This is a genomic window from Streptomyces sp. NPDC000075 (assembly GCF_040301925.1).
Taxonomy (GTDB): Bacteria; Actinomycetota; Actinomycetes; order Streptomycetales; family Streptomycetaceae; genus Streptomyces; species Streptomyces polychromogenes.
The window spans coordinates 64,479-85,091 of sequence record NZ_JBEPFL010000028.1; the positions used below are offsets into that span (position 1 = coordinate 64,479).

The following is a 20,613-nucleotide window of genomic DNA, read 5'->3' on the forward strand; positions in this document are numbered from 1 at the left end:
CTGGTGCGTTGCGGGGGCAGGGGAATCCTAGGCGCGGAAGTGGCGCTCCAGCCCCTCCCAGACGTCGTCGTATCCGCGCTGGAGGTGGTCGGCGCCGGCCGCCTGGGCGGTGGCGGTGATCGGCCAGCGGGTCTCGAACATGAAGGCCAGGCCGTCGTCGATCTTCTGCGGCTTCAGCTCGGCGGCGCTGGCCTTGTCGAAGGTCTCCCGGTCGGGTCCGTGCGCGGACATCATGTTGTGCAGCGAGCCGCCGCCGGGGACGAAGCCCTCGGCCTTGGCGTCGTAGGCGCCCTCGATCAGGCCCATGTACTCGCTCATCACGTTGCGGTGGAAGTACGGCGGACGGAAGGTGTCCTCGCCGACCAGCCAGCGCGGGGCGAACACCACGAAGTCCACGCCCGCCAGGCCCGGCGTGTCGGAGGGCGAGGTCAGGACCGTGAAGATGGACGGGTCCGGGTGGTCGTAGCTGATGGTCCCGATGACGTTGAACTTCCGCAGGTCGTAGACGTACGGGACGTGCGTGCCGTGCCAGGCCACCACGTCGAGCGGGGAGTGGTCGTAGGTCGCGGCCCAGAGGTTGCCGCAGAATTTGTTGACCACCTCGGTCGGGCGCTCTACGTCCTCGTACGCGGCGACCGGCGCCCGGAAGTCGCGGGCGGCGGCCAGGCCGTTGGCGCCGATCGGGCCCAGGTCCGGGAGCTCGAAGGGCTGGCCGTAGTTCTCGCAGACGTAGCCGCGGGCGTCGCCGTCCAGGAGCTCCACGCGGAAGCGGACGCCGCGCGGGATCAGCGCCACCTCGCCGGGGCCGGCGCTGAGCAGGCCGAGCTCGGTGCGCAGCAGCAGGCCGCCGCGTTCGGGGACGATCAGCAGCTCGCCGTCGGAGTCGCTGAACACCCGGTCGGTCATGTCGGCGTTGGCGGAGTAGAGGTGGACGGCCATGCCGGTGCGCTGGGTGGCGTCACCGTTGCCGCCCAGGGTCCACAGGCCGGCCAGGAAGTCGGTGCCGGGGGCGGGGTCGGGCAGCGGGTTCCAGCGCAGCCGGTTGGGGTCCGGGACGGTCTCCGTGAAGGGGCCGGTGCGCAGGGCGCCGTTGTCGACGCGGGTGAAGGCCGGGTGCGCGGCGGAGGGGCGGATCCGGTAGAGCCAGGAGCGGCGGTTGTGGCGGCGCGGCTCGGTGAAGGCACTGCCGCTGAGCTGCTCGGCGTAGAGGCCGAGGGGTGCGCGCTGGGGGGAGTTGCGGCCGTGCGGGAGGGCGCCGGGCACGGCCTCCGAGCCGTGCTCGTTGCCGAAGCCCGTGAGGTACTCCAGCGCCTGCGCCGTCTTCCTGGCCTGCTCGCTCATGGGGCTGCTCCCGCTCCGTCGAAGGAATCCTATGGTCGACAGTAGGATTCCGCGCCCCGCACGTCAACGCCGTCTTTCCGGCCAGGGCCGGCTGGGGGTCCGGATGCGGGTCCGGCGACGGGTCGGGGCTGGAGGTCCGGGGGTGGGCCGGGTGGGCCGGGTGGGCCGGGTTCGCGCACGGGGGGATCCAAAAAGGTGAACATTGCTCTACTCTCTCGCGCATGTCGTGGACCCGCAGGTTCCCTGCCGTGCCGGCGGCGCTCCTCGCCGCCCTCCTCGCGCTCCTGTCCCTCCTCGCCGCCGCGCCGGACGCCCGCGCGCACGAGGAGCGCCCCGTCGCCCTCCCCGACGGCACCGGATCCGTCCCCGTGTACCGTGCCGCCGAGCCCGACCTGCTGGTCTGCAAGACGGACCGGGCCGACTTCGAACGCCGCGTCGCGGGCTTCCCCGAGCAGCTCAGACAGCGCAACCTCACCCTGTACGAGCGGTGTGAGAAGAACGGCTACCGCCACCTCCAGGCGGCCGTGGACGCCGTCGACCGGCCGGGCATGAACATCGTGATCCTCCCCGGCCTCTACGAGGAGGAGCCCTCACTGCCCAAGCCGACGGGGGAGTGCGCGCACCTCAAGGCCCCCGACTCGGCGCTCGGCTACCAGATCCTGTCCTACGAGCAGCAGGAGCGGTGCCGCCACAACCAGAACCTCGTCGCGATCCTCGGCAAGAAGGACCTGCAGATCGAGGGCACCGGCGCCACCCGCACGGACGTGGTCATCGACGCCAAGTACCAGAAGCTCAACGCCATCCGCGCCGACGGATCCGACGGCGTCTACTTCCGCAACTTCACCGCGCAGCGCACCACCTTCAACTCCCTGTACGTGCTCGCGGCCGACGGCTTCGTCATCGACGACGTACTGACCCGCTGGAACGACGAGTACGGCTTCCTGACCTTCGCCAGCGACCACGGGCTGTACAAGAACTGCGAGTCCTACGGCAACGGGGACTCCGGCATCTACCCCGGCAGCGCCTCGAACATCAACGACGGCCGCGGCTACGACGTGCCCCGCTACTCCATCGAGATCACCGGCTGCCGCAGCCACCACAACATGGTCGGCTACTCCGGCACGGCCGGGGACTCCGTCTACGTTCACGACAACGAGTTCGACCAGAACATGGGCGGCGCCTCGATGGACAGCGCCTTCCCCGGACACCCCGGCCTCCCGCAGAACCACGCCCGCTTCGAGCGGAACCTGATCCACGACAACAACGCCGACTACTACCACTACGTCGCGGACGGCACCTGCGCCAAACCGCCGGTCGAGCGCGGCTACGAGCAGGGCGTGGTCTGCCCGCAGATCTCCATGCCGCCGGGCACCGGCATCATCACCGCAGGCGGCAACTGGAACGTCTACGAGAACAACTGGGTCTACGGGCACCGGCGCGCGGGGTTCTTCCTCAGCGCGGTGCCGGCCTTCATCCGGGGCGAGGAGAAGTGGTCGAAGCAGACCGACACCTCCCACCACAACCGGTACGCGGGCAACATCCTCGGCAAGGACAGGTCCGGCGCCTCCCGCCCCAACGGCAGCGACGTCTGGTGGGACGGCCAGGGCCGGGGCAACTGCTGGCAGGACGGCCCCGACGGCTCCACCCCGGGCACCCTCCCGCAGTGCGGCACCGCGCGCGGCCAGGTCAGCGGCGCCTCGGCCCGGCTCGTGGGCGAACCGGTCAAGCTGACGCAGCTGCTGGTCTGCGCCGACTACAACGTCCAGGCCCGCAAGCTCCCGGCCGGCTGCGACTGGTACGGGGCCCGGGGCCTGGAGCGGGTGGAGACCCAGATCGCCCTGGCGGTCGCGGCGGTCCTGCTGCTGGTCGGCGGGGTCCTGTGGGGGCGCCGCCTGCGCCGCTCCCGGCTCGGCACGGCGGCCGCCCTGCTGGGCCTGGCCGGCCTGGCCCTGGACATCGCGGGCTCCACGATGTCCCTGACGCACACCCCCGTCCCCGCCCTCGCCCTGCTCCTGCTCGGCCTGTGGTGGACCGGCACCGGCGTGGCCCTGCGGCCCGCACGGCCCTGGCTGGCCCGCCTCACCCTGCTCCTGGGCGCCCTGACCCTGCTCGACGCCTTCGACAAGGCCGTCCTGATGATCCCCTGGATCCCGCTGAGCCCCGCCTGGATCCGGGCCCTGGTCGCGGTGGTCTGGGTGCTGTGGGCGGTCGTCGCCTCAGCCCGCCCCGACACCCCCACCCCCGCCCACCCCACCGCCCACCCCGACGCCCCCACCCCCACCCCGGCCACCACTGCGGACCCCGCGAGCGCCACCCCGACCCCGACCCCGCCCCGGGGCGCGGCCACAGACCCCGCGAGCCCGGCCCCGACCCCGGGCGCCACCCCCGCCCCCGCGAGCCAGGCCTCGGCCCCGGCCCCCGACGCCACCACCGACCCCGCGAGCCAGGCCCCGGCCCCGGCCCCGGATGCCACTGCGGATCCCGAGAGCGCCACCCCGCCCCGGGGCGCCACGGCGGCCCCACCCCCGGGCGCCACCGCCGCATGACGCCCCCCGTCCAGGCCCCGGCCCGCTGGCCCGCCGCCCCGAGCCGTGTCCGCCCAGCCGTCGCCCCGAGCCCGGGGGATCCGGGCCGTCCCGCATCCTGCGGCCGGGCGGGGCTCCGTGCCGTCCCGGTCCGCCCGACCACCGGAGAACCGCAGTGAACGACCCCGCCGAGCCCCGCGTCCCCTGCGACGTCTGCCGGGCCGCCGGCCGCCGCGCCCGCCAGCGCCGACGGCCCGCCCGCACGGCGGCACTGGCCGCCCTGCTCCTGCTGCTCGTGGGTGGCGCGGCCACCGGCTGCGGCGGACGCGCCACCACCCACCACAAACCCGGCACCACCCACGAACAGGCCTCCGGCGACGTCGGCACCCTGCTCGACGCCCAGGACGGCAGCGGGCGCCGCCTGCGCGAGGTCCCGGCCCGGGGCGCGCCGGATGTACGGCTCACCGCCCGCCCCGACTCCGAGGACGGCTGGAACCTCCAACTGGCCGTGACCGCCTTCCGCTTCACCCCCGACAGCACCGGCGGCGCCGCCCTCCCGGGCGCAGGCCACGCCCACCTGGAACTCGACGGCCACACACTGGCCCGCGTGTACGGCCCCTGGTTCCACCTGCCCGCGGCGCAGGTACCCCAGGGCCCGCACACCCTGACCGTCCGCCTCTACGCGGACGACCACACCGCCTGGGCCGTGGCCGGGAAACCGGTCGAGGCGACGGTGCGGCTGACCGCGGGCCCCCCGGGCCAGGACGCCCACAGCCACCCCTCACCCGCCCCGACCGGCTCCCCGGCGCCCCCGCAGGCACCTGAGGCCGACCGGACCGTCACCCTCACCGTCCGGGACGGCAAGGTGTCCCCGCCCACCGGCCGCACCGAGCTCAGGCGCGGCGAACGGATCGCCCTGCGCGTCACCAGCGACCGCGCCGACACCCTGCACGTCCACGGCTACGACAAGGAACTCGCCCTGCCGGCGGGCCAGGAGGCCACCCTGGTCCTGTCGGCCGACCGTACGGGCCTCTTCGAGGTCGAGACCCACGAGTCCCGGCTCGTCCTGACCCAGCTCCTCGTCCGATGACCCCCCGCCCCATGCCAGCCCTCCCGGGCTGGCCACCCGGCGGGGGCCTGCCCGGACCGGCCCCCGCCGGGCCCGGGACGCCCGGCCCGGACGCGCTGCCGGGTCCAGACGCGCTGCCGGGTCCGGGCGTGCTGCCGAGTCCGGACGCGCTGCCGGGGCTGGCCCATGGGTCCGGCCAGGGCGTGGTCCTTCACCCGGCCGACCCGTCGACCCTCCTCGCGCACGGGATCGGCTCCCAGCACGATCTGCCGATCTCGCCCTTCTACGCCTTCGCCGGCGCCTTCGCCGCGCTCTTCGTCTCCTTCCTCGCGCTCGGTCTCCTCTGGTCGGCCTCCCGCTTCCGCGGCTCCCGCTCTGGACTCGCCCTGCCCGCCGGGTTCCAGCGGGTGGCCGACGCGCCGGCCACCCGCACCGCCCTGCGCGGACTGGGTCTCGCCGCAGCCCTCGCCGTACTCCTCCACCTCCTCCTCGGTCCCGACGACCCAGCCCGCAACCCCGCTCCGGGCGCCGTCTACGTCCTGCTCTGGGTCGGACTCGTACCCGCCTCCCTCCTCCTCGGCCCCGTCTGGCGCCTGCTCAACCCGCTCCGGACCCTGCACCGGCTCCTCGCCGCGGCCCGTCGCCGACCGCCGGGAGCCGGCCGCCCCCTGCCGCCCACAGTCGGCCAATGGCCCGCCGCCGCCGGACTGTTCGGCTTCACCTGGCTCGAACTCGTCTCTCCCGATCCCGCATCCACCACCTCCCTCCTGATCGCCCTCACCTGCTACGCCGCCGTGCACCTGCTGCTCGCCGCCCGCTACGGCGAGGACTGGTTCACCGGCGCCGACGCCTTCGAGGCCTACTCCGACCTGCTGTCCCGGCTCTCCCCCCTCGGCCGCCGCGACGACGGCCGCCTCGTCCTGCGCAACCCCTTCCACGGACTCGACGCGACGCCCGAGCGGCCCGGACTCGTCGCCACCGTCTGCGTCCTGCTCGGTTCCACCGCCTACGACGGCTACTCCGACAACCCCTCCTGGATCAACGCCACTCAGACCTCCCCTCTCGGCCGCACCCCCACGGCCACGCTCGGACTGATCGCTTCCATCGCCCTCGTCGCCGCCCTCTACTGCCTGTGCGCGGGAGCCACCCGCCTCGTCAGCGGCCCGCACCCCCGCCCGCTGACCGCCTTCGCGCACTCACTCGTACCGATCGCCCTCGGCTATCTCGTCGCCCATTACTTCTCCCTTCTCGTCACCGAAGGACCACGCACGGTAAGCATGGCACTCGGCACTGACAACGCCCCCGATCCCAGTCCCCCCTTGGGTCCGGGCTGCCTCGCCGCCCTCCAGGTGATCGCCGTGGTCGCCGGACATGTACTCGGAGTGATCGCCGCGCACGACCGCTCCGTACGCCTCTTCCCGCCGGCGAAGGCCGTCGCCGGACAACTGCCGCTGCTCGCGCTGATGATCACGTACACCATCGGCGGGCTCACCCTCCTCCTGAACTGAGCCGGGCGAAAGGGCATGATGGATCCCGTGCCTCCCGCCCACCCCCTGCGCCGGGCCCCGGTCCAGCAGCGCAGTGCCGACCGCCTCGCACGGATCCTCGACGCCTGTGCCGAACTCCTCGACGAGACCGGGTACGAGAACCTCAGCACCCGCGCCGTCGCCGTGCGCGCCGGAGTGCCCATCGGCTCCGTCTACCGCTTCTTCGGCAACAAGCGGGCCATGGCCGCCGCCCTGGCCCACCGCAACCTCGACCGGTACGCCGAGGGCATCACGGCCCGGCTCGCCCTGCTGCCCGACACCCATTGGCGGCCGGTCGTGGACGCCGTGCTCGACGAGTACCTGGCCATGAAGCGGACCGTCCCCGGCTTCGCCCTGGTCGACTTCGGGATCCCCGCACCCCCCGCCGAGGGGCCCGCCGCCGACCCCAACCACCAGGTCGCGGCCCGCCTCACCGACCTCCTGCGCACCCACCTCGGACTCGCCCCCGACCCGGCCCTCGGGCGGGCGGTCCTGGTGGCCGTCGAGGCGACCGACGCCCTCGTCCAGCTGGCCTTCCGGTCCGACCCCGCCGGGGACCCCGGGATCATCGACGAGACCCGGGCGATGATGCACGCCTACCTGGCCCGCGTCCTGGACTGACCCCTCCCCGGCACTGACCCCTCCCCGGCCGGCCTTCCCTTCGCGGCCGAACGGGCGTCCGCAACCCCCTCCCCACCGTCCCTACCGGTCGGTATGCTCGGGGCGCCCGCGCGCCGCGCCGCCCCAGGAGGGTCCATGCACCGCACCGCCTTGCGTATCTGCCCCCTCTGCGAAGCCACCTGCGGCCTCACCCTCACCATCGAGGGCACCACCGTCACCGGTGCCCGCGGCGACCGCGACGACGTCTTCAGCCGCGGCTTCGTCTGCCCCAAGGGCGCCGCCTTCGGCGCCGTCGACGGCGACCCCGACCGGCTGCGCACCCCCCTCGTCCGCCGGGACGGGCGCCTGCGGGAGGCCACCTGGGACGAGGCGTACGAGGCCATCGCCGCCGCCGTGCCCGCCCTCGTCCGGGAACACGGCGCCCAGTCCGTGGGCGTGGTCCTCGGCAACCCCAACGTCCACACCATGGCCGGCGCCCTCTACCCGTCGCTCTTGCTCGGCGCCCTCGGCACCCGCAACCTCTTCACCGCCAGCACCCTCGACCAGATGCCGAAACACGTCTCCAGCGGGCTCCTGTTCGGCGACCCCTTCGCCATCCCGGTGCCCGACCTGGACCGCACGGACTTCCTCCTGCTCATCGGCGCCAACCCGGTCGAGTCCAACGGCTCCCTGTGCACCGCCCCCGACTTCCCCGGCCGGCTCAAGGCCCTGCGCGCCAGGGGCGGCACGCTCGTCGTCGTCGACCCGCGCCGCACCCGTACCGCCCGGCTCGCCGACCGGCACCTCGCGCCGCGCCCCGGCAGCGACGCCCTGCTGCTGGCGGCGCTCGCGCACACCCTCCTGGAGGAGAAGCTCGCCGCCCCCGGAGCCCTCGCGCAACACACCGAAGGACTCGGGGAACTCGCCGACGCCCTCGGGAGTTTCACTCCTGAGGCCGTCGCCCCCGCCTGTGACCTGCCCGCCGAGGAGATCCGCGCCCTCGCCCGGGAGCTCGCGGCCTCGCCGACCGCCGCTGTCTACGGGCGGATCGGCAGCTGCACCGTCGAGTACGGGACGCTCGCCAGCTGGCTGGTCGACGTCCTGAACATCCTCACCGGCAACCTCGACCGCCCCGGCGGGGCCCTCTTCCCGCTCCCCGCCGCCGGTGCCCGGCCCCGCCCGGCCGGGCCCGGCCGGGGGTTCGCTCTCGGCCGCTGGCGCAGCAGGGTCAGCGGGCACCCCGAGGTCAAGAGCGAACTGCCCACCGCCGCCCTGGCCGAGGAGATCGAGACGCCGGGGGAGGGGCGCATCCGCGCCCTGATCGCCATCGCCGCCAACCCCGTACTGTCCGCGCCCGACGGCCGCCGGCTCGACGCGGCCCTGGCCGGGCTCGACTTCATGGTCAGCGTCGACCCCTACCTCAACGAGACCTCCCGCCACGCCCATGTCGTGCTGCCCCCGCCGCCGCCCTCCCAGAGCGCGCACCACGACTTCGCCTTCAACGGGTTCGCCATCCGCAACCAGGTCCGCTACACGCGGCCCGCGATCCCCCTGGAAGCGGACCGGCTCGACGAGTGCGAGATCCACGCCCGCCTCGTCCTGGCCGTCTCCGGCATGCACGGCTCCGCCGAACCGTCCGCCGTCGACGAGACGGCGATCCGGGCCGCCCTCGCGAAGGAGACCGCCGACCGGCACTCCCCCCTGCACGGAGCCGACCCGGACCGTCTCGCGGGGCTGCTGACCGGCGAGAACGGCCCCGAGCGCCGACTCGACCTGATGCTGCGGCTCGGCCCGTACGGGGACCTGTTCGGCGCCGCCGGACCCGGGGCGGCGCAGGGCGGGCTCAGCCTGGAGCGGCTCCTCGCGCACCCGCACGGCATCGACCTGGGCCCGCTGGAGCCCCGGCTTCCCGGGCTGCTGAAGACCCTCAGCGGCAGGATCGAGCTGCTGCCGGACCCGATCGCGGCCGAGCTGCCCCGGCTGCGCGGGGCGCTCGCCGAACGCCCCGCCGCCCTGGTGCTCGTGGGCCGCCGCCACCTGAGGTCCAACAACAGCTGGCTGCACAACGTCCCGGCCCTGGTCGGAGGTTCCAACCGCTGCACCCTCCACGTCCACCCCCGCGACGCCGACCGCCTCGGTCTCGCCGACGGCGGCCGGGCCCGGGTCACCGCCGACGGCGGCAGTCTGGACGTCCCGGTGGAGGTCACCGACTCCGTCCGCACCGGCGTCGTCAGCCTCCCGCACGGCTGGGGCCACGATCGCGGCGGCACCCGGCTCACGGTGGCCGGCGCCGCACCGGGGGTCAACGTGAACCAGCTCCTCGACGGCAGCCGCCTGGACCCGCTCTCGGGCACCGCGGTGCTCAACGGCTTCCCCGTCACCCTGACACCACTGCCCTGAGCTGGGGTTTTGCTCGTATTGCTCACACCCGGACGTCTTGTTGGCCCCAGGAGGCGGCACCTACCTTCCCTGCATGCTGACCTTCCTCGGCTTCGCCATGATCGCGACCTTCCTGGTCCTGATCATGCTGAAGAAAATGTCGCCCATCGCGGCGCTCGTCCTCATCCCCGCGCTCTTCTGCGTGTTCGCCGGAAAGGGCGCGCACCTGGGGGACTACGTCATCGACGGCGTCGGCAAGCTGGCGCCGACGGCCGCCATGCTCATGTTCGCCATCGTCTACTTCGGCGTGATGATCGACGTGGGCCTCTTCGACCCGGTCGTCAGGGGCATCCTGCGGTTCTGCAAGGCCGACCCCATGCGGGTGGTGGTCGGCACCGCCGTCCTCGCCGCGATCGTCTCCCTCGACGGGGACGGGTCGACCACCTTCATGATCACCGTCTCGGCCATGTACCCGCTCTACAAGCGGCTCGGCCTCAGCCTGGTGGTCATGACCGGTGTGGCCGCGACCGCGAACGGTGTCATGAACACCCTGCCCTGGGGCGGCCCCACCGCCCGCGCCGCGACCGCCCTCAAGCTCGACGCGGCGGACATCTTCGTCCCGATGATCCCGGCCCTGGCCGTGGGCCTGGTCTGCGTCTTCGTCCTGGCCTACGTCCTGGGCGTGCGCGAGCGGAGCCGGGTCGGGGCCCTGGTCATGCCCGGCGAGGAGGCCGAGCCGGAGTCCGGGACGCTGGTCGCGGCCGGATCCGGTGCGCGGGCGGCCGGGGGAGCGCGTACCGCCACCGGCGGCGGGAGTGGCGCCGGCCCGGACGCGGACCCCGCGCCCGCCCCCGGCACCGAGGGCCCCGCGCCGGCCTCCGGGGAGATCCAGGGCCTGGACCCCCACCGCCCGACCCTCCGCCCCCGCCTCTACTGGTTCAACGCGGGGCTCACCGCCGCCCTGCTCACCGCGATGATCATGGAGCTGCTGCCGATCCCGGTGCTGTTCCTGCTCGGTGCCGCCCTCGCCCTGACGGTGAACTTCCCCCACATGCCCGACCAGAAGGCCCGGCTCGCCGCCCACGCCGACAACGTCCTCAACGTCGCCGGCATGGTCTTCGCCGCCGCCGTCTTCACCGGGGTCCTCTCCGGCACCGGCATGGTCAAGCACATGGCCGGCTGGCTGGTCGGCGCCATCCCCGACGGCATGGGCCCGCACATGGCGCTGGTCACCGGCCTGCTGAGCCTGCCGCTCACCTACTTCATGTCGAACGACGGCTTCTACTTCGGCGTCCTGCCGGTCCTGGCCGAGGCCGGTGCCGCGCACGGCGTCGCCCCGCTGGAGATCGCCCGCGCCTCCCTGGTCGGACAGGCCCTGCACATGTCCAGCCCGCTGGTTCCGGCCGTCTACGTGCTCGTGGGCATGGCCCGGGTCGAATTCGGCGACCACACCCGCTTCACCGTGAAATGGGCGGCCCTCACCTCTCTCGTGGTGCTCGGGGCGGGGATGCTTTTCGGCATCATCTGAGTCCCGCACCCCTGGCCGTCCGAAAACTACCGACGCTAGTTTGTAGGGTGTTGGCGACGTCAGGTCCGCGCGTCTACGCGCCGGTGCGTGCTCGGGAGGAAAGCGATGAAGGCCCACGACGGGATGTATATCGGCGGGGAATGGCGGCCCGCCGCCGGATCCGGTCGCATCGAGGTCGTCAACCCGGCCGACGAGCAGGTCATCGGCGGCGTGCCGGCCGGCACGGCCGAGGACGTGGACGCTGCCGTACGGGCCGCCCGCGCGGCCTTCCCCGGCTGGGCCGCCACCCCTCCGGCCGAGCGGGCCGCGCTCATCGGGGCCCTGCGGGACGTGCTCGTCGCCCGTAAGGCCGAGATCGCCGAGACCATCACCGCCGAACTCGGCTCCCCGCTCGGCTTCGCGGAGGCCGTGCACGTCGGCTCGCCCATCGCGGTCGCCTCCTCGTACGCCGAGCTCGCCGCCTCGTACGCCTTCGAGGAGCGGATCGGGAACTCCACCGTGTTCCAGGAGCCCGTGGGCGTGGTCGGGGCGATCACGCCCTGGAACTATCCGCTGCACCAGGTCGTTGCCAAGGTGGCGCCCGCTCTCGCCGCCGGCTGCACCATCGTCCTCAAGCCGGCCGAGGACACCCCGCTGACCGCACAGCTCTTCGCCGAAGCCGTGCACGAGGCGGGCATCCCGGCCGGAGTCTTCAACCTGGTGACCGGTACCGGTCCGGTCGCCGGCCAGGCGCTGGCCGAGCACGAAGGGGTCGACCTCGTCTCCTTCACCGGCTCGACCGCCGTCGGCAAGAAGATCGGCGCCATCGCCGGCGCCGCCGTCAAGCGCGTCGCCCTCGAACTCGGCGGCAAGTCGGCGAACGTCATCCTGCCCGGGGCCGACCTGGCCAAGGCCGTCGCGGCGGGCGTCGGACACGTCATGAACAACACCGGCCAGAGCTGCAACGCGCTCACCCGCATGCTCGTCCACCGGGACCAGTACGAGGAGGCCGTCACCCTCGCGGCCGCCGCCGTCGCCAAGTACCCCTCGGGCGACCCCCGCGACCCGGGCACCCGCCTCGGCCCGGTCGTCAACGCCACCCAGCGCGACCGGGTGCGCGGATACATCGCCAAGGGGGTCGAGGAAGGCGCGCGCCTGGTCGCGGGCGGCCTCGACGCGCCCCACGAGCGCGGGTACTTCATCGCCCCGACCGTCTTCGCCGACGTCACCCCCGACATGACGATCGCCCAGGAGGAGATCTTCGGCCCCGTGCTGGCGATCCTCCCCTACGAGGACGAGGACGAGGCCCTGCGCATCGCCAACGGCACCGTCTACGGCCTGGGCGGCGCGGTGTGGGCGGCCGACGCCGAGACGGCCGTGGCCTTCGCCCGCCGGATGGACACCGGGCAGGTGGACATCAACGGCGGCCGCTTCAACGTGCTCGCGCCCTTCGGCGGCTACAAGCAGTCGGGCGTGGGCCGCGAGCTGGGCCCGCACGGGCTGGGGGAGTACCTCCAGACCAAGTCCCTGCAGTTCTGAGCCGCCGCAGTTCTGAGCCCCCGTAGTTCTGGGTCCCTGCAGTTCCGAGCCCGCCGAAGACACGACACGGAGACGACGACCATGGTCCGCGCCGCCATCCTGCCCGCCGTCGGAGCCCCGCTGGAGATACGGGAGATCGTGCTGCCCGATCCCGGCCCCGGGCAGGTCCGGGTGCGGCTCGCCGCAGCCGGCGTCTGCCACTCCGACCTGTCCCTCACCGACGGCACCATGCGGGTGCCCGTCCCCGCCGTCCTCGGCCACGAGGGCGCGGGCACGGTCCTGGCCGTCGGGGAAGGGGTGAGCCACGTCGCCCCGGGCGACGGGGTGGTGCTCAACTGGGCGCCGTCCTGCGGGGAGTGCCACCACTGCCTGATCGGGGAGGTCTGGCTCTGCGCCAAGGCCCTGTCCGGGGTCGGCGCGGTCTACGCCCAAGACGCCGGGGGCGTGGAGCTGCACCCCGGGCTGAACGTGGCCGCGTTCGCCGAGGAGACCGTCGTCGCGGCGAACTGCGTGCTGCCCGCGCCCGCCGGGATCCCGCTCCAGGAGGCCGCGCTCCTCGGCTGCGCGGTGCTCACCGGGTACGGGGCCGTGCGCCACAGTGCGCAGGTCCGGGCGGGGGAGTCGGTGGCGGTGTTCGGCGTCGGCGGCGTCGGCCTCGCGGCACTCCAGGCGGCGCGGATCGCCGGGGCGGGGGCGGTCGTGGCCGTCGACGTCTCCCCGGCCAAGGAGGAACTGGCGCGGGCCGCCGGGGCCACCGCGTTCGTGCTCGCCTCCGAGACCACGGCCAAGGAGATCCGCGCCCTGACGGGCGGGCAGGGGGCGGACGTCGCCGTCGAATGCGTGGGGCGGGCGGAGACCATCCGGACGGCCTGGGAGTCGACGCGGCGGGGCGGGCGGACGACGGTCGTGGGCATCGGGGGCAAGGAGCAGCGGGTGAGTTTCCACGCGCTGGAGATCTTCCACTTCGCGCGGACGCTCAGCGGGTGCGTGTACGGGAACAGTGATCCGGAGCGGGACCTGCCGGTGATCGCCGAGCACGTGCGGGCGGGGCGGCTGGACCTGGGGGCGATGGTCACCGAGCGGATCGGGCTGGAGGGGATTCCTGCCGCGTTCGAGGCGATGGTCGCCGGGAAGGGTGGGCGGTCGCTGGTCGTGTTCTAGGGCCGGGGCCCGTGCCCGTGCCGGTGTGGGGTGTGGGGTGTGGGTGGGGCGTGGGGCCGCTGCGCGGAGCTGCTCCCCGCCCCGCCCTTTCTCCGTTTCCAGGGGCTCCGCCCCTGCCCCCGCGCCTCAAACGCCGGCGGGGCTGAAGGATCCCGGGGGCCCCGCCCCCTGCCCCCGCGCCTCAAACGCCGGCGAGGCTGGGGGTTCAGGCGGCGGCGGGGCGGGGAAGGCCGGGCGCCGGCGGGCTGGGGGTTCAGGCGTCGGCGGGGCTGGGGGGTTATGGGTGGGGTGGGGGGTGGTTGAGGGTTTCGTACTGGAGGGTCAGGCCGTCCAGGAGGGCCGTCAGGCCCGTTTCGAAGGCGCCCTCGTCCACCTCGTGCCGGCGGTCCGCCAGGAGGTGGGCCTGGCCCAGGTGGGGGTAGTCCGCCGGGTCGTACACCGTCTCGTCGTCCACGAAGCCCCGGGCGAAGGAGGCCACCGCCGAGCCCAGGATGAAGTACCGCATCAGGGCGCCGATCCGGGTCGCGTGGGCCGGGGGCCAGCCCGCGGCCGTCATGGCGCCGAACACCGCGTCCGCCAGCCGGAGCCCCGCCGGGCGCCGGCCCGGCCCCCGGGCCAGCACCGGCACGATGTTCGGGTGGTCGGCCAGGGCGTCCCGGTAGGAGTGGGCCCAGGCGTGCAGCGCCCCCCGCCAGTCCGGGGCCGCCCCGTCCGCGGGCTCGTCGAACATCGACAGGTCGACCCGCGCGCTCACCGCGTCCGCCACCGCCTCCAGGATGGCGTCCTTCGTCCGGAAGTGGTTGTAGAGGGACGGGCCGCTGACCCCGAGCGCGGCGGCCAGCCGTCGCGTCGAGACGGCGTCCAGCCCCTCCGCGTCCACCAGTTCGCCCGCCACCTCGACGATGCGGTCTCTGCTGAGGAGGGGCTTGCGCGGTCTGGCCATGCGCCACATAGTAGGCCCTGCCCCGCCATAAACTACCGCTGCTAGTTAACCCCCCGCCCCACGCCCCGGAGGGACCCCGTGAACCTGGAGCTCAGCGAGGAGCAGGAGGCCGTACGCCGGCTCGCCCGCGCGTTCACCGACCGCGAGATCTCCCCGTACGCCGCCGAGTGGGACCGTGCCGAGAGCGTGGACCGGTCGATCGTGAAAAAGCTCGGGGACCTCGGCTTCCTCGGCCTCACCGTCCCCGAGGAGTACGGCGGCTCCGGCGGCGACCACCTCTCCTACGCCCTCGTCACCGAGGAGCTCGGCCGCGGCGACTCCGCCGTGCGCGGCATCGTCTCCGTCTCCCTCGGCCTGGTCGCCAAGACCGTCGCCGCCTGGGGGACCGAGGAGCAGAAACGATCCTGGCTGCCCCGCCTCTGCTCCGGCGAGGCCCTCGGCTGCTTCGGCCTGACCGAACCCGGCACCGGCTCCGACGCGGCCGCCCTGACCACCCGCGCCGTGCGCGAGGGGGACACGTACGTCATCACCGGCAGCAAGATGTTCATCACCAACGGGACCTGGGCCGACGTGGTCCTCCTCTTCGCCCGGACCGACGCCTCCGACCCCGGCCACCGGGGGATCTCCGCCTTCCTCGTCCCCGCCGACACCCCCGGCTTGACCCGGCGCGAGGTCCGCGGCAAACTCGGCCTGCGCGGCCAGGCCACCGCCGAACTCCACCTAGACGGCGTCCCCGTCCCCGCCTCCGCCCTGCTCGGTCCCGAGGGCAAGGGCTTCTCCGTCGCCATGTCCGCCCTCGCCAAGGGCCGGATGTCGGTGGCCGCCGGCTGCGTCGGCATCGCCCAGGCCGCCCTGGACGCGGCCGTCTCCTACGCCGGGCAGCGCGAGCAGTTCGGCAAGCCGATCGCCCACCACCAGCTGGTCCAGGAGCTGATCGCCGACATCTCGGTCGACGTGGACGCCGCCCGGCTGCTCACCTGGCGGGTCGCCGACCTGATCGACCGCGGGCGGCCCTTCGCCACCGAGGCCTCCACCGCCAAGCTCTTCGCCTCCGAGGCCGCCGTGCGCGCCGCCTCCAACGCCCTCCAGGTGCACGGCGGCTACGGCTACGTCGACGAGTACCCGGCCGGGAAGCTGCTGCGCGACGCCCGTGTGATGACCCTCTACGAGGGCACCAGCCAGATCCAGAAACTGCTCATCGGCCGCGCCCGCACCGGCGTCTCCGCCTTCTGAGGGACCGGGACGGTACCTTCCCCGCCACGGTTCCTAAGCGCTTGCTCACCCTCCGGTAAGCTGTTCCATTCCTACAGGGCGAGAGGTGAGCGATGGACAGCGCGGCGCAGGGCACCGACGGCTACCAGGCGTGGTCGGAGGTCACGCCGGACGCCGCGCGGCGCCTGCTCGTGGCGGCCGTCGAGGCCTTCGCGGAGCGCGGCTACCACGCGACCACCACCCGCGACATCGCCGGCCGCGCCGGCATGAGCCCGGCCGCCCTCTACATCCACTACAAGACCAAGGAAGAGCTGCTCCACCGGATCAGCCGCATCGGCCACGACAAGGCCCTGGAGATCCTGGAGACCGCCGCATCCGGCCCGGGGGCGGCGGCCGAGCGGCTCGACGCCGCCGTGCGCTCCTTCGTGCGCTGGCACGCCGCGCACCACACCACCGCCCGCGTGGTCCAGTACGAGCTCGACGCCCTCGGCCCGGAGCACCGCTCCGAGATCGTCGCCCTGCGCCGGCTCAGCGACGCCGCCGTCCGGCGCATCCTCGCCGACGGCGTACGGGCGGGGGAGTTCGACGTCCCCGACGTCCCCGGCACCACCCTCGCCGTGCTGTCCCTGTGCATCGACGTGGCCCGGTGGTTCAACGTGGACGGGCGGCGCACGCCCGACGAGGTCGGCGCCCTCTACGCCGACCTCGTCCTGCGGATGGTGGGCGCGCGCCCGGCCGCCTGAGCCCCGCTCAGAAGTAGTAGCGGGACAGCGACTCCGCCACGCACACCGGCTTCTCGCCGCCCTCGCGCTCGACCGTCACCGTCGCCGCGACCTGCACCCCGCCGCCCGCCTCCGTGACCTCCGTGATCACGGCCGTGGCGCGCAGCCGTGAGCCGACCGGCACCGGCGCCGGGAAACGCACCTTGCCCAGGCCGTAGTTGATGCCCATCCGCATGCCCTCGACCCGCATGACCTGCGGGACCAGGCTCGGCAGCAGCGACAGTGTCAGATAGCCGTGCGCGATGGTGGAGCCGAAGGGCCCGGTGGCGGCCCGCTCGGGGTCCACGTGGATCCACTGGTGGTCGCCGGTCGCGTCCGCGAAGAGGTCGATCCGCTTCTGGTCCACCTCCAGCCACCCGCTCGGTCCGAGCGGCTCGCCGATCGCGGCGCTCAGCTCCTCGGCGGACGTGAAGATCCTCGGTTCGGCCATGCCCTGCCCCTGTCTCCCGCTGAATCAGGCCCCGCGCATCCCGCCCTGTGGGCGAATAAGCGCTTGCTCAGCATGCTGGGGCCCCCGCGCCCTGTCAACGGACCGCCGACTACCCTCGAAGACGTGCCGCAGATTCCCGAGAAAGTCCACGAACTCACCGTCGGCCAGCTCTCCGCGCGCAGTGGAGCGGCCGTCTCCGCCCTGCACTTCTACGAGACCAAGGGCCTGATCAGCAGCCGCCGCACCTCCGGCAACCAGCGGCGCTACACCCGTGAGACGCTGCGCAGGGTCGCCTTCGTGCGGGCCGCCCAGCGCGTCGGCATCCCGCTCGCCCACATCCGCGACGCACTGGCCCAGCTGCCCGAGGAACGCACCCCGACCCCGGAGGACTGGGCGCGGCTGTCCGAGAACTGGCGGGCCGAGCTCGACCAGCGCATCAGCCAACTCAGCCGGCTGCGCGACCACTTGTCGGACTGCATCGGCTGCGGCTGCCTCTCGCTGAAGAACTGCGCGCTGTCCAACCCGGACGACGTCTTCGGCGCGAACCTCACCGGCTCCCGGCTGTCGCAGTGAGCCCGCCGCGGCCATCGCCCCGAGGGGCGCCCCACGACTCCACGGCCGCCGCGACCAGTTCGGCGTTGGAGCGCGCCGGCCGTCCGTCGGGCAGGCACAGCACCTCGCCGACGCCGATGCGCGCACTCGCGCCGCACCGCCCGGCCAGCCGCAGTACGGGCCAGGCCGCGGCCTCCCTCCCGTAGAACAGCACCGGCACCGGCGGCAGCCAGCGCATGCCGGCGACCAGCGCCGGGTCGGCCTCCGCCAGCTCCACCACCAGCCGGACCCGCCCCGGCGCGGGCAGGCCCCAGGCCAGGAACCGGGCGAGCGGCTCCGGCCCGGCCCCGCCGCCCAGCGGGACCACAGCGTCCACCGCCACCCCGCGCTCCAGCAGGGCCCGCGCCAGCGCCCGCGCCCCCGGCTCGGCGAAGGGCACCACCGCCCGGTCCGGCAGCACCGTCCAGGACCGCACCCGCTCCAGCCGCCCCACCGGATCCGGCTCGGCCGCCACGGCCGCCGGCACCGACAGCGGTACGCGGACCCCCGCGCCGCGCAACTCCGCCAGTACCGGCCCGGCCACCCGGGGTGAGAGGCTCTCCCGCCCGCACGGGGTCCTCGGATGCACCAGCACCTCACCGGCCCCGGCCGCCACCGCCGCCAGCGCCGACTCCGCCAGATCGGCCGGGGACAGCGGCACCGCGCCCCCGTCACCCGCACCGCGTGAACCGTTCAGCGAGACCTGCAACGTACGCCCGGCCCCGCCGGGCTCCCCGCCGTCCGCACGAGCACCCCCGCCCGCGCCGCCCGCCCCGCTCACGCCGCGTCCGCCGACGCCGGGTGGGCCAGCACCGGGTGCACCAGGGCCGCGTCCGCCAGCGCCGGCCGGGGCACCACGATGCCGCAGCCCCCGCACACCGGACCGTCCCAGGCCCACGCCCCGCCCCACGCCGCCGGCCCCGACAGGGGCGGCTCCCAGCGCAGCTCCCGCTCACCGCAGACCGGGCACGCCGTCCCCGGCTCCGACTCCAGCACCCGCACCAGCCGTCTCAACACCTCGCCGAGCGTGCCCTCCGGCCGTACGCCCGGGTCGGCGCACCGCACCACGGCGTCCCCGCTGCCGCCCCAGGCCCATTCCGGCTGCCGCACCCCGTCGTGCTTCTCACGTCTGCGCCGCGCCGCGAACTGCCTCTCGTACTCCAGCCAGACCGCCCGCGCGTCCTCCAGCTCCTCCAGCGCCGCGACCAGCCGCAACGGATCCGCGCCCCGGTCCTCGGGGGCGATCCCGTGCCGGTCGCACAGGTGCCACCACGTCGCCCGGTGCCCGTACGGCGCGAACCGCTCCAGGCAGCGGCGCAGTGAATGGCGCCGCAAAGCCCGGTCGTTGCGCGCGTCGCGCACTTGGTAGGCCAGACTCCGAAAACCCGCCACCGTACCTTCACCTCCGCCGTGTTCCTGCCCGTACCCGCCCGTCCCGCCCCGCCCCACCGCGTAGAACGAAGCGGCCCGCCCCGACGTGCCCAACATGCCCGAGGGGATGCGGGCGCATGCGGGGGCGGTCGAGGCGTACGGGTGGCACATGGCCGGAACTCAGCGCCCCATGCGCCCCGCGCCGACCACGAGCCGGGCCAGCTCCTCGTGGCAGATGTCGCTGTGCGCCCCCGACGGCGGGCCGCCCCGGCGGACCACGGAACCCGCGTCCACGCTGACGCACCCGGACCCAGGGAGCCCCCCGCTCAGGGCTCTGTCCAGGGCCAGCCGCGGGGCGCCCGGCACCGCCTGCACCCCGTCGTGCCCGATCGCGCCCCACCGGGCGTCGAAGCCGAGCAGACCGGCCGAATCCCCCGCCGTCCGGGAGGCCAGCGGATAGAACACCCCGAGGGCCGAGTCGTGGGAGGAATGGCAGGCCACCACCGGTCCGTCCACCCGGCTCTGGAGTCCGCGCAGGACCCCGCCGCGCCCCGGGTCGTGGGGGAGCCGGTCGCTGAACGCGTAGTGCGAGAAGGCCCCCTGGAGCAGCGTCAGGGACTTCACGTGACGCGCGCCCCCGGGTACCGCGCGCAGCGAGAACGACACCACCCGCGCCCCGAAGCTGTGCCCGATGAGGTGGAAGCGCAGGGCGGGCCGGCGCCCCGCGAGGTCCGTCAGCACCGGTCCGAGCCCGTGCTCGCCGATGACCCCGGCCCGCTTCTTCATCTCGTAGTACGTGGCCTGGCGCAGCAGCTCCTTCGCCCCGCCCCACAGGGCGCGCAGCCCGTCTCCGGCCGTGAAGCCCGGCCCCGTCCAGGCCCCGCGCGCCCCGCCCCCGGTGGCGTGCCCGTCTCCGTCTCCGTCTCCGTCTCCGTATCCGTCCCCCGCGCCCGCCTCCGCCAGGGCGGACGTCAGGGCCCGGCACACCGCCACCGCGTCCAGCGCGAACACGTCCGGCACCCCGGGCGCCGCCACCGCCGCCGGTCCGGCCGGCCCGGCCCCCACGAGGTCCCGTACCAGCCCCCCGAACTCGGCGAAGGCCGCCTCCGACTCCGGCCGCTCCGCCAGCAGTTCCGCGACCCGGTCCAGCTCCGGCTCCCGCCCGGGCCAGAACCCGCCCAGCGCCGCCCGGGTGGCCGCGTCCAGGGCGGGGCCGGCGGCCGCCGCCGCGAGGGCGCCGTGCGGATCGAAGTCCGGAATCGGCTCGTCCGAGAACCGGATCGAGGGCCACACCACCCCCACGTAGCCCAGCCGCACCCCCGGCCCCACCAGCCCCGGGAAGGGGGAGAAGAAGGCGTCGTACAGCCGGGTCGCCGTGGAGCGGTCGCTGTTCCACCCGTGCGCGAAGACCAGCAGGTCGGTCGCCTCCATCCGGGCCACCGCCGCCCGCGTGGCCGGGTCCACGTCCCCCTGCGCGTCGAAGGTCAGCTCCTGGTACGGCCCGACCCCGATACCCGCTCCGCCGTCCGCCATGACGTACCCCTTCCGCGCGAGCCGTGCCCCGGGTCGGTCGCAGCATCCCGCCGCGCGGCCGCATCGGCCAGACCCGTGACGGCGGAAGTCGCGGGCGGATCGCC

17 protein-coding genes are annotated in these 20,613 nt (G+C 74.3%); 11 read left to right on the plus strand and 6 right to left on the minus strand.

The features are described 5' to 3' along the window. Positions 1 to 27: 27 nt before the first annotated feature. Positions 28 to 1,341: a homogentisate 1,2-dioxygenase gene (hmgA, locus tag ABT403_RS27995; protein ID WP_344169043.1), complete on the minus strand. Its 1,314-nt coding sequence runs from the start codon at positions 1,339 to 1,341 to the stop codon at positions 28 to 30. A gap of 221 nt (positions 1,342 to 1,562) precedes the next feature. Here hmgA and ABT403_RS28000 point away from each other — a divergent pair, with 221 nt between their 5' ends. From ABT403_RS28000 to ABT403_RS28035, 8 genes are all read left to right on the plus strand, one after another. Continuing rightward, positions 1,563 to 3,887 (plus strand): right-handed parallel beta-helix repeat-containing protein, encoded by a 2,325-nt coding sequence (locus ABT403_RS28000; protein WP_344169046.1) that lies wholly within the window; start codon positions 1,563 to 1,565, stop codon positions 3,885 to 3,887. 250 nt (positions 3,888 to 4,137) lie between these two features. After that, the gene (locus ABT403_RS28005; protein ID WP_344169213.1) at positions 4,138 to 4,956 is read left to right on the plus strand and encodes a cupredoxin domain-containing protein; all 819 of its coding nucleotides are present in this window, start codon (positions 4,138 to 4,140) and stop codon (positions 4,954 to 4,956) included. A gap of 182 nt (positions 4,957 to 5,138) precedes the next feature. Beyond that, entirely contained in the window at positions 5,139 to 6,443 is a 1,305-nt protein-coding gene (locus ABT403_RS28010) for a hypothetical protein (protein ID WP_344169216.1), read from the plus strand. A gap of 18 nt (positions 6,444 to 6,461) precedes the next feature. Next, positions 6,462 to 7,082 (plus strand): TetR/AcrR family transcriptional regulator, encoded by a 621-nt coding sequence (locus ABT403_RS28015; RefSeq protein WP_344169218.1) that lies wholly within the window; start codon positions 6,462 to 6,464, stop codon positions 7,080 to 7,082. A 135-nt stretch (positions 7,083 to 7,217) separates the two neighbouring features. Then, complete coding sequence (locus ABT403_RS28020; RefSeq protein ID WP_344169049.1) at positions 7,218 to 9,461, plus strand: molybdopterin oxidoreductase family protein; 2,244 nt, start codon at positions 7,218 to 7,220, stop codon at positions 9,459 to 9,461. 73 nt (positions 9,462 to 9,534) lie between these two features. Then, complete coding sequence (locus ABT403_RS28025; RefSeq protein WP_344169052.1) at positions 9,535 to 10,968, plus strand: CitMHS family transporter; 1,434 nt, start codon at positions 9,535 to 9,537, stop codon at positions 10,966 to 10,968. A 105-nt stretch (positions 10,969 to 11,073) separates the two neighbouring features. Next, on the plus strand, positions 11,074 to 12,486 hold the full coding sequence (locus ABT403_RS28030; protein ID WP_344169055.1) for an aldehyde dehydrogenase family protein: 1,413 nt from the start codon (positions 11,074 to 11,076) through the stop codon (positions 12,484 to 12,486). An 81-nt stretch (positions 12,487 to 12,567) separates the two neighbouring features. Then, entirely contained in the window at positions 12,568 to 13,647 is a 1,080-nt protein-coding gene (locus ABT403_RS28035; protein WP_344169058.1) for a Zn-dependent alcohol dehydrogenase, read from the plus strand. Positions 13,648 to 13,924: 277 nt separating this feature from the next. On the opposite strand, the gene ABT403_RS28040 is transcribed toward ABT403_RS28035, so the two are convergent. Then, complete coding sequence (locus tag ABT403_RS28040) at positions 13,925 to 14,590, minus strand: TetR/AcrR family transcriptional regulator (protein WP_344169061.1); 666 nt, start codon at positions 14,588 to 14,590, stop codon at positions 13,925 to 13,927. Between the two features lie 78 nt (positions 14,591 to 14,668). Between ABT403_RS28040 and ABT403_RS28045 the strand changes: the two genes are divergently transcribed. Both ABT403_RS28045 and ABT403_RS28050 read left to right on the plus strand, forming a co-directional pair. Then, positions 14,669 to 15,823: an acyl-CoA dehydrogenase family protein gene (locus tag ABT403_RS28045; protein ID WP_344169064.1), complete on the plus strand. Its 1,155-nt coding sequence runs from the start codon at positions 14,669 to 14,671 to the stop codon at positions 15,821 to 15,823. Between the two features lie 92 nt (positions 15,824 to 15,915). Then, on the plus strand, positions 15,916 to 16,545 hold the full coding sequence (locus ABT403_RS28050) for a TetR/AcrR family transcriptional regulator (RefSeq protein WP_344169067.1): 630 nt from the start codon (positions 15,916 to 15,918) through the stop codon (positions 16,543 to 16,545). Positions 16,546 to 16,552: 7 nt separating this feature from the next. On the opposite strand, the gene ABT403_RS28055 is transcribed toward ABT403_RS28050, so the two are convergent. Next, positions 16,553 to 17,014, minus strand: a complete 462-nt coding sequence (locus ABT403_RS28055) for a MaoC family dehydratase (RefSeq protein ID WP_344169070.1) — start codon at positions 17,012 to 17,014, stop codon at positions 16,553 to 16,555. Positions 17,015 to 17,137: 123 nt separating this feature from the next. On the opposite strand from ABT403_RS28055, the gene soxR reads away from it, so the two are divergent. Continuing rightward, the gene (gene soxR / locus ABT403_RS28060) at positions 17,138 to 17,587 is read left to right on the plus strand and encodes a redox-sensitive transcriptional activator SoxR (RefSeq protein ID WP_344169073.1); all 450 of its coding nucleotides are present in this window, start codon (positions 17,138 to 17,140) and stop codon (positions 17,585 to 17,587) included. On the opposite strand, the gene ABT403_RS28065 is transcribed toward soxR, so the two are convergent. From ABT403_RS28065 to ABT403_RS28075, 3 genes are all read right to left on the minus strand, one after another. After that, positions 17,562 to 18,266, minus strand: a complete 705-nt coding sequence (locus ABT403_RS28065; protein WP_425580337.1) for a 3-keto-5-aminohexanoate cleavage protein — start codon at positions 18,264 to 18,266, stop codon at positions 17,562 to 17,564. The genes soxR and ABT403_RS28065 overlap by 26 nt on opposite strands. 116 nt (positions 18,267 to 18,382) lie before the next feature. Next, positions 18,383 to 18,997, minus strand: a complete 615-nt coding sequence (locus ABT403_RS28070) for a hypothetical protein (RefSeq protein WP_344169076.1) — start codon at positions 18,995 to 18,997, stop codon at positions 18,383 to 18,385. 159 nt (positions 18,998 to 19,156) lie between these two features. Further along, positions 19,157 to 20,509 (minus strand): serine-threonine protein kinase, encoded by a 1,353-nt coding sequence (locus tag ABT403_RS28075; RefSeq protein WP_344169079.1) that lies wholly within the window; start codon positions 20,507 to 20,509, stop codon positions 19,157 to 19,159. Positions 20,510 to 20,613 lie beyond the last annotated feature (104 nt).

What these genes read in the sequence shown, in the direction of transcription:
- ABT403_RS28055 (WP_344169070.1), bottom strand. Translation starts at nt 17,014, where the DNA reads ATGGCCGAACCGAGGATCTTCACGTCCGCCGAGGAGCTGAGCGCCGCG.
- ABT403_RS28030 (WP_344169055.1), top strand. Translation starts at nt 11,074, where the DNA reads ATGAAGGCCCACGACGGGATGTATATCGGCGGGGAATGGCGGCCCGCC.
- hmgA (WP_344169043.1), bottom strand. Translation starts at nt 1,341, where the DNA reads ATGAGCGAGCAGGCCAGGAAGACGGCGCAGGCGCTGGAGTACCTCACG.
- ABT403_RS28040 (WP_344169061.1), bottom strand. Translation starts at nt 14,590, where the DNA reads ATGGCCAGACCGCGCAAGCCCCTCCTCAGCAGAGACCGCATCGTCGAG.
- ABT403_RS28075 (WP_344169079.1), bottom strand. Translation starts at nt 20,509, where the DNA reads ATGGCGGACGGCGGAGCGGGTATCGGGGTCGGGCCGTACCAGGAGCTG.
- ABT403_RS28015 (WP_344169218.1), top strand. Translation starts at nt 6,462, where the DNA reads ATGGATCCCGTGCCTCCCGCCCACCCCCTGCGCCGGGCCCCGGTCCAG.
- ABT403_RS28020 (WP_344169049.1), top strand. Translation starts at nt 7,218, where the DNA reads ATGCACCGCACCGCCTTGCGTATCTGCCCCCTCTGCGAAGCCACCTGC.
- ABT403_RS28035 (WP_344169058.1), top strand. Translation starts at nt 12,568, where the DNA reads ATGGTCCGCGCCGCCATCCTGCCCGCCGTCGGAGCCCCGCTGGAGATA.
- ABT403_RS28025 (WP_344169052.1), top strand. Translation starts at nt 9,535, where the DNA reads ATGCTGACCTTCCTCGGCTTCGCCATGATCGCGACCTTCCTGGTCCTG.
- ABT403_RS28000 (WP_344169046.1), top strand. Translation starts at nt 1,563, where the DNA reads ATGTCGTGGACCCGCAGGTTCCCTGCCGTGCCGGCGGCGCTCCTCGCC.
- ABT403_RS28050 (WP_344169067.1), top strand. Translation starts at nt 15,916, where the DNA reads ATGGACAGCGCGGCGCAGGGCACCGACGGCTACCAGGCGTGGTCGGAG.